At 70.0% G+C, this 7,503-nt stretch carries 8 protein-coding genes; 5 read left to right on the top strand and 3 right to left on the bottom strand.

Annotation, left to right across the window (positions count from 1 at the left end; translation table 11 throughout):
- Nucleotides 1–507 (bottom strand): M15 family metallopeptidase (locus tag FNH08_RS39425; RefSeq protein ID WP_194238778.1); only part of this gene is annotated, 507 nt, incomplete at its 3' end.
- Between the two features lie 158 nt (nt 508–665).
- On the opposite strand from FNH08_RS39425, the gene FNH08_RS39420 reads away from it, so the two are divergent.
- The 5 genes from FNH08_RS39420 (at nt 666) to glpK (ending at nt 6,211) form a co-directional block, all read left to right on the top strand.
- Nucleotides 666–1,763: a class I SAM-dependent methyltransferase gene (locus FNH08_RS39420; protein WP_152776334.1), complete on the top strand. Its 1,098-nt coding sequence runs from the start codon at nt 666–668 to the stop codon at nt 1,761–1,763.
- Between the two features lie 190 nt (nt 1,764–1,953).
- Nucleotides 1,954–2,400, top strand: a complete 447-nt coding sequence (locus tag FNH08_RS39415) for a Zn-ribbon domain-containing OB-fold protein (RefSeq protein WP_152776333.1) — start codon at nt 1,954–1,956, stop codon at nt 2,398–2,400.
- 4 nt (nt 2,401–2,404) lie between these two features.
- Nucleotides 2,405–3,595, top strand: coding sequence for a lipid-transfer protein (locus FNH08_RS39410; protein WP_152776332.1), 1,191 nt, complete (start codon nt 2,405–2,407; stop codon nt 3,593–3,595).
- A gap of 334 nt (nt 3,596–3,929) precedes the next feature.
- A complete protein-coding gene (locus FNH08_RS39405) occupies nt 3,930–4,667 on the top strand; it encodes an MIP/aquaporin family protein (protein ID WP_152776331.1) in 738 nt (245 codons plus the stop codon).
- 23 nt (nt 4,668–4,690) lie between these two features.
- On the top strand, nt 4,691–6,211 hold the full coding sequence (gene glpK, locus FNH08_RS39400; protein ID WP_152776330.1) for a glycerol kinase GlpK: 1,521 nt from the start codon (nt 4,691–4,693) through the stop codon (nt 6,209–6,211).
- Nucleotides 6,212–6,274: 63 nt separating this feature from the next.
- Here glpK and FNH08_RS39395 read toward each other — a convergent pair whose 3' ends face one another.
- On the bottom strand, nt 6,275–6,880 hold the full coding sequence (locus FNH08_RS39395) for a GTP-binding protein (protein WP_152776329.1): 606 nt from the start codon (nt 6,878–6,880) through the stop codon (nt 6,275–6,277).
- The coding region (locus tag FNH08_RS39390) for a hydantoinase B/oxoprolinase family protein (RefSeq protein ID WP_194238777.1) at nt 6,861–7,503 on the bottom strand (643 nt) is incomplete at its 5' end. The genes FNH08_RS39390 and FNH08_RS39395, both read right to left, overlap by 20 nt.

Raw genomic sequence — 7,503 nt, 5'->3', positions numbered from 1 at the left:
GAGTTTCACGAGCGTGAGGTCCATGGTCGAGCCGCGGCTGTGGCCGGACTTCTCCGCGATGTAGCCGTCCGTGAACAGGCGGGTCTTGTCGACCTGGGGGTAGAACTCGGTCTTCATCCGCTGGTCGTCGAGGTCCTTGGCCCAGCGGACGAAGTGGTCCACGGCGCGCTGGGGCCGGTAGCAGTCGTACACCTTGAGCGTGTAGCCCTGCCTCAGGAGCTCCGTCTGGGCCTTGTGGAGGGCTTCGGCGGCGGGGCGGGTGAGGATGCACAGCGGCTGCTGGTAGCCGTCCACACGCTCGCCCACGAAGTTGTGCCGGGTGAAGTAGCGGATGTCCTCGAGGATGGTCGGGTCGACGGTTCCGAGAGCGACGAAGTCCTCGGGGGCCTTGGGTTCGAGTGTCGCCCGGGCCGGTGTGGCCGTCAGGGTCAGGGCGAGCAGCGTCGTGGCGAGCAGGGTCGTGGCGGCGGCGAGTAAGGGGCGCAACCGTACCGGGAGTCTCCTCATGCCCCTCCATGTACCAGTCGGCCGGGTTTTCCGACAGATGGCCTCGCGCGGAGGGCGCACGCCCGTTGTGCGTACGGGACGGTCGTGTGCTCTCGCGGGTGGTACGGCCCTGTGGGACGGTGACGGTACCTGGCACGTCCGCGGAGGTCGGATCGATCATGAGCGTCCCACCGGAGCGCACTCCGGATGCCGAACAGCTGGCCGAGGAGATCGTCACAGGGCTGCGTGCGGCGCTGGAGATCTTCACCGTCGACGTCGGTGTCCGTCGCGGTCTGTACGAGGCGCTGGCCGCGCGCGGCCCCATGACACCCCGCGACCTGTCGAAGACGTCGGGTATCCACTCCCGGTACGCGCGCGAGTGGCTGGAGCAACAGGCCGTGGCCGGCATCCTGACCGCCTCCGGGCCCGCCGGAGACGACGGGTACGAGCGGCGCTTCTCGTTGCCCGCCGAACACCGGCGGGTGCTGGTGGACCGGGACGACCCGTTGTACCTGGCCGCGGGCCCCCAGTTCATCGTCTCGTTGGCCGAGACCCTGCCCGAGTTGCTGGAGGCCTTCGCCACGGGCGCCGGCGTGCCGTACGAGCGCTACGGCCGCGGGACCCGCGAGGGCATCGCGGGGCTGAACCGGCCCATGTACCGGCCCGAGACGGTCCGTTCCTGGGTCGCTGCCATGCCGGACGTCCACCGGCGACTCACGGACGAACCCCGCGCGCGGGTACTCGATCTGGGCTGTGGCCTGGGCTGGTCGACGATGGCGCTGGCCCGCGCCTTCCCCGGGGCTCGGCTCACCGGCGTCGATCTGGACGCCGCCTCCGTGGACGAGGCCCGGCGCAACGCCCGGGAGGCGGGTCTGGACGATCGGGTGGCGTTCGCGCGCACCGACGCCGCGGGAATCGACATGGACGGTTCCGTGGACCTGGTCACCGTGTTCGAGGCGCTGCACGACATGGCCGATCCGGTCCGGGTGTTGGCTTCGGTGCGTCGGCTCCTGGCGCCCTCGGGTGCGGTGCTGATCGGGGACGAGAAGGTGAGCGAGGAGTTCACCGCCCCCGGTCCGGAGCTGGACCGGATCAACTACGCCTTCAGTGTGCTGCACTGCCTGCCCGCGACCCGCGCGGAGGACGCCAAGGTGGAGGCCGGCACGGTTCTGCGGCCGGACACGGTACGCGCGTACGCGCGGGAGGCCGGGTACGGCAGTGTCGAGGTGCTGGACGTCGAGCACGAGTTGTGGCGCTTCTACAGGCTCAGTGTCTGAGCCGCCGCCGTCCTCACTCACCGGTTCGACGCGGAGGGACGGCCGGAACCACCCCCGTGGGCCCCGGCCGTCCCTCCCGATACTCGGACGCCGCTGAGGCGCGGTTGGTTCGCCTTCACACCCTGCCGAATTACGGTTGCCCGTGGCACACTTCTGACGTTCCGTCAGATTTGATCGCCAGGGAGGGGTTTTGACGCGTACACGCACACCCGTCGTCTCGGGGTGGTTCACCGGGGAGGGTGACGCCTTCCGGCTCCTCGGCACACGCTGTTCGGCGTGCACCTCGGTCTTCTTCCCTCGCGAGGACGCCTCCTGCCGCAACCCCGGGTGCGGTGGGGGCGACCTGGAGGAGGTGCCGCTCTCGCCGCGGGGGCGCGTGTGGTCCTACACGGACGGGCGGTACCGACCTCCGTCACCCTACGTGTCCGATCCGGAACTTCCGTGGGAGCCCCGCACGTTGATCGCTGTGGAACTGGCCGCCGAGCGCCTGGTGGTGCTGGGGCAGGCGGTTCCCGGGGTCACCGTCGCCGACCTGACGGTGGGTATGGAGGTGGAGGTCGTCCCGGGCGTGCTCAGCGAGGACGCGGAGACGACCTGGACGACGTGGCACTGGCAGCCGACGGGGGCACGGGGGTGACGGCATGACGGGTGACGTGGCGGTGCTCGGCGCGGGCATGCACCCATGGGGCAAGTGGGGCAGAAACTTCGTCGAGTACGGGACGGTGGCCGCACGCGCGGCGCTCACTGACGCGGGAGTCGACTGGCGGGACATAGAATCGATCGTCGGCGCGGACACAGTGCGTGGCGGCTATCCGGGGTACGTGGCGGGCGCGACGTTCGCGAAGGCCCTGGGCTGGCAGGGGGCCCGCGTCACGAGCGTGTACGCGGCGTGCGCGTCCGGGGCGCAGGCCATCGCCACGGCACGGGCGCAGATCCTCGCGGGACTGGCGGACGTCGTCCTGGTGGTGGGGGCCGACGCCGCGCCCAAGGGGTTCTTCCGGCCCGCCGGCGGGGAGCGGCCCGACGACCCCGACTGGCTGCGCTTCCGCATCCTCGGCGCGACGAACCCGACGTACTTCGGGCTGTACGCGCGACGGCGGATGGCCGTACACGGGGACACGGTTGACGACTTCGCGCAGGTCAAGGTGAAGAACGCCGCCTCGGGGGCGCTGAATCCGTACGCCCGCTACCGCAAGCGGGTCACCGCCGAGGAGGTCGCCGCCTCCGCGGTGGTCGCCGATCCTCTGCGCTTGCTCGACATCTGCGCGACCTCGGACGGAGCCGCGGCGCTGGTGCTGTCCAGCATGGACTTCGCCCAGCGCCACGGGGCGGCCGATGCCGTGCGGATCCGGGCGGTGTCCACGGTGACGCCGCGCTTTCCCACCACCGTGCTGGATCTGCCGGACATCTCGACGGACTCGGCGGTCGCGGTGCAGCCCGCGCCGGAGACCTTCCGGGCGTCCATCGCGCGCGCGGCCTACGAGGAGGCGGGGATCGGGCCCGAGGACCTGTCGCTGGCCGAGGTGTACGACCTGTCCACGGCACTGGAGTTGCAGTGGTACGAGGACCTCGGGCTGTGCGGCGCGGGCGAGGCGGCGAAGCTGCTGCGGGAGGGCGCGACGGCCCTGGGCGGACGAATACCGGTGAACGTCAGCGGCGGACTGGCCTCGTTCGGAGAGGCGGTTCCGGCACAGGCGATCGCCCAGGTCTGCGAGTTGACCTGGCAGTTGCGGGGCGACGCGGGTGACCGGCAGATCGAGGGTGCGCGGGTGGGGATCACCGCGAACCAGGGACTGTTCGGGCACGGCTCGTCGGTGGTCGCGGTGCGATGACCGGTGAGGAGCCCGGACCCGACGACCGCGTCCTCTCCCCCGACGCCCCCAACAACCGTTCCCGTCCGCGACCTTGACGCTCCCTGATCGCCGGTGAACACTTCCGGGTGTCAGTCGGCATCGCCACTTTCGAGTGACTTTGTGCACTGCGCCGCTCGGGCGCCCTGCCTGCGTAAAGGGCCACCCCACGGGCGATTCGGCTGCGACGGACGCTCGTCACGGACGCCGGGCGGGGCGCGGGATCCTCCCTGCCTCCGGCCGAAGTAGCCATGGGAAACGCATCCTGCACGAAGGACCGGGGTCGATCACCCCGGCCCAGGGCCTAGGAGCCGCCATGAGCAACGGAGACATTTTCGTCGGTGAACTCATCGGAACGGCAATACTGATCCTCTTCGGCGCCGGCGTGTGCGCCGCCGTCACCCTCAGATACTCGAAGGCGAGAGCCTCGGGCTGGGTCGTCATCGCGTTCGGCTGGGGCTTCGGCGTGCTGGCCGGGGCCTACACCGCCGCTCCCCTGTCGGGCGGCCAGCTCAACCCTGCCGTCACCATCGGCATCGCCGTGGACACGGGGAAGTGGGACAAGGTCTGGGTGTACCTGCTGGGGCAGATGGCCGGCGCGATGCTGGGCGCGGTCCTCGCGTACCTGGTCTACCTCGCGCAGTTCCAGGCCAATGTCCCCAAGGTCGGCTCGGCGGACGATCCGTTGCCGACCCTCGGCATCTTCTCCACCATCCCGGAGATCCGGAACCCGGTCGCCAACCTCATCACGGAGACCATCGCGACGATCGCCCTCGTCCTGCCGGTCCTCGCCTTCGGGCTCACCAAGGGCCTCGGCGAATCCGGAACACTGGTGTTGATCGTGTCCCTGCTGGTCGTCGGGATCGGCCTGTCGCTCGGTGGGCCCACCGGCTACGCGATCAACCCGGCGCGTGACCTCGGCCCGCGCATCGTGCACACCTTCCTGCCGATCCCCAACAAGGGCACCTCCGACTGGGGTTACGCCTGGGTTCCGGTTGTCGGCCCACTGCTCGGCGGGGCGCTCGCGGGCCTCATCTACAACGCAGCCTTCTGACGCATCTGACGTAAGGGGACGTCATGCCGGACAACGCCCAGAAGTACGTCGCCGCGATCGACCAGGGCACCACTTCGAGTCGCTGCATCATCTTCGACCAGGACGGCGCGATCGTCGCCGTCGACCAGCGCGAGCACCGTCAGATCTTTCCCAAGCCGGGCTGGGTGGAGCACGACGCCACCGAGATCTGGTCCAAGGTGCAGGCGGTGGTCGCGGGGGCGATCGCCAAGGCGGGCCTGCGTGCCGACCAGCTCAGCGCGCTCGGCATCACCAACCAGCGCGAGACGACGGTCCTGTGGGACCGCGCCACGGGCAAGCCCGTGCACAACGCGATCGTCTGGCAGGACACGCGTACGTCCGCGCTCTGCAACGAACTCGGCGGCCCGGACGGGCAGGACCGTTTCCGAGAGCAGACCGGCCTACCGTTGGCCAGCTACTTCTCGGGCCCGAAGGCGGCCTGGCTGCTGGACAACGTACCGGGGCTCAGGGCCCGTGCCGAGCGTGGCGAGATCGCCTTCGGCACGATCGACTCCTGGCTGATCTGGAACCTCACCGGCGGCACCGACGGCGGACGGCACGTCACCGACGTCACCAACGCCGGACGCACCATGCTGATGAACCTCTCGACCCTCCAGTGGGACTCCTCGATCCTCTCGGCGATGAACGTCCCCGAGGCGGTCCTCCCGGAGATCCGTTCCTCCGCCGAGGTGTACGGCACCGCCGTGGGCCAGCTCGCGGGCGTGCCGGTCGCGTCGGCGCTCGGTGACCAGCAGGCGGCCGTGTTCGGGCAGGCATGCTACGACGTGGGCACGGCGAAGAACACGTACGGCACCGGCAGCTTCCTGCTGCTCAACACCGGCAACCGGCCCGTGCCGTCGAAGAGCGGGTTGCTCACCACCATGGGGTACAAGATCGGCAGCGAAGCCCCCGTGTACTGCCTGGAGGGCTCGATCGCGATCACCGGTGCCCTGGTGCAGTGGTTCCGTGACCAGCTCGGCATCATCCGGACCGCCGACGAGATCGAGTCGTTGGCGACGAGCGTGGACGACAACGGCGGCGCGTACATCGTGCCCGCGTTCTCCGGCCTGTTCGCGCCCTACTGGCGCTCCGACGCGCGGGGAGTCGTCACCGGCCTCACGCGGTACGTGACGAAGGGGCACCTCGCGCGCGCGGTGCTGGAGGCGACGAGCTGGCAGACGCGGGAGGTCGTGGACGCCATGTTCCAGGACTCCGGGGTGAAGATCACCACCCTGAAGGTGGACGGCGGCATGACCAAGAACAACCTCCTGATGCAGCACCAAGCGGACGTCCTCGACGTGCCGGTGATCCGCCCGAAGGTCTCGGAGACGACGTGCCTGGGCGCCGCGTACGCGGCCGGGCTCGCGACCGGAGTGTGGAACGACCTGGACGAACTGAAGTCGCACTGGCAGAAGGACGTCGAGTGGAGGCCGGCCATGGAGTCGTCCGTCCGCGACCGCGAGTACCACAACTGGCGCAAGGCGGTGGAGAAGAGCCTCGGCTGGCACGAGGACGACGCGAGCTGAATGAGAGGCCCACGGCTCGTACCCCGGTCGGCGGGGGTACGGGCCGTGCTCGTACGTCCGGCGTCAGGTCGTGACGCTCTGGCGGCGTTCCGCCGCGAGTCTCATCGCGTGCTGTACGACCGTGACGAGGACGTCCTTGACGGACTCCCGCTCACGTGCGTCGCACAGCACGACCGGGACGTCGGAGTCGAGGTCGAGGGCCTGGCGGACCGCGTCGGTCGCGTACCGTGCGGCGCCTTCGAAACAGTTGACGCCGATCACGAACGGGATGGAACGCCGCTCGAAGTAGTCGACGGCGGCGAAGCAGTCCTCGAGGCGGCGGGTGTCGGCCAGCACGATGGCGCCCAGGGCTCCTGTGGCGAGCTCGTCCCACAGGAACCAGAACCGGTCCTGGCCGGGTGTCCCGAAGAGGTACAGCACCAGGTCCTCGCGGAGCGTGATGCGCCCGAAGTCCATCGCGACGGTGGTGGTGTTCTTGCCCTCCACACCTCTGGTGTCGTCGACCGGGCGGCCTGCCTCGGTGAGCATCTCCTCTGTCCTCAACGGCTTGATCTCGCTGACCGCGCCGACGCAGGTCGTCTTGCCCACGCCGAAACCGCCGGCCACCAGGATCTTGAGCGTGACGGGCTCGACCGGGGACTTGCCGCGCTCAGAACGCCCGAAGATCATCGGTCTCTCTTCCTGCTGGTTCGTGTTCACGCGGCGGTGGCCCGTAGCCTCCGCCGCCGGGGGTTTCGATGACTAGTACGTCGCCGGGGCCGACATCCGCCGCATCACTTCCGCCGAGTTGGACGACACCGCCGTCGGCGCGCTCCACCCGGTTGGTGCCGAGGGCTCCGGGTGCGCCGCCGGCCATCCCGTAGGGCGGGACCCTGCGGTGCTGGGAGAGCGTGGAGACCGTCATGGGCTCGTGGAACCGGATGCGGCGTACGGCCCCGTCTCCGCCCCGCCAGTGTCCGGCGCCGCCGCTGCCGGTCCGGACCGAGAACTCGTCGAGCCGGACGGGCAGGCGCCACTCCAGGACCTCGGGGTCGGTGAGGCGGGAGTTGGTCATGTGGGTCTGTACGACGGGCGCGCCCGGGAAGCCGTCGCCTGCGCCGGACCCGGAGGCGACGGTCTCGTAGTACTGGTGCCGCTCGTTACCGAAGGTGACGTTGTTCATCGTCCCGGAGCCTTCGGCCTGGACACCCAGGGCTGCGTACAGGGCGCCGGTGATGGCCTGTGAGGTCTCCACGTTGCCCGCGACGACGGCGGCGGGGGGCTCGGGGGCGAGCATCGAGCCGGGCGGGACG

The organism is Streptomyces spongiae, assembly GCF_009377185.1.
GTDB classification, from domain to species: Bacteria; Actinomycetota; Actinomycetes; order Streptomycetales; family Streptomycetaceae; genus Streptomyces; species Streptomyces spongiae.
Note: the sequence above shows the minus strand (reverse complement) of the source record. Positions and strands in the feature narration are given on the sequence as shown.

What these genes read in the sequence shown, in the direction of transcription:
- FNH08_RS39420 (WP_152776334.1), top strand. Translation starts at nt 666, where the DNA reads ATGAGCGTCCCACCGGAGCGCACTCCGGATGCCGAACAGCTGGCCGAG.
- FNH08_RS39410 (WP_152776332.1), top strand. Translation starts at nt 2,405, where the DNA reads ATGACGGGTGACGTGGCGGTGCTCGGCGCGGGCATGCACCCATGGGGC.
- FNH08_RS39405 (WP_152776331.1), top strand. Translation starts at nt 3,930, where the DNA reads ATGAGCAACGGAGACATTTTCGTCGGTGAACTCATCGGAACGGCAATA.
- glpK (WP_152776330.1), top strand. Translation starts at nt 4,691, where the DNA reads ATGCCGGACAACGCCCAGAAGTACGTCGCCGCGATCGACCAGGGCACC.
- FNH08_RS39395 (WP_152776329.1), bottom strand. Translation starts at nt 6,880, where the DNA reads ATGATCTTCGGGCGTTCTGAGCGCGGCAAGTCCCCGGTCGAGCCCGTC.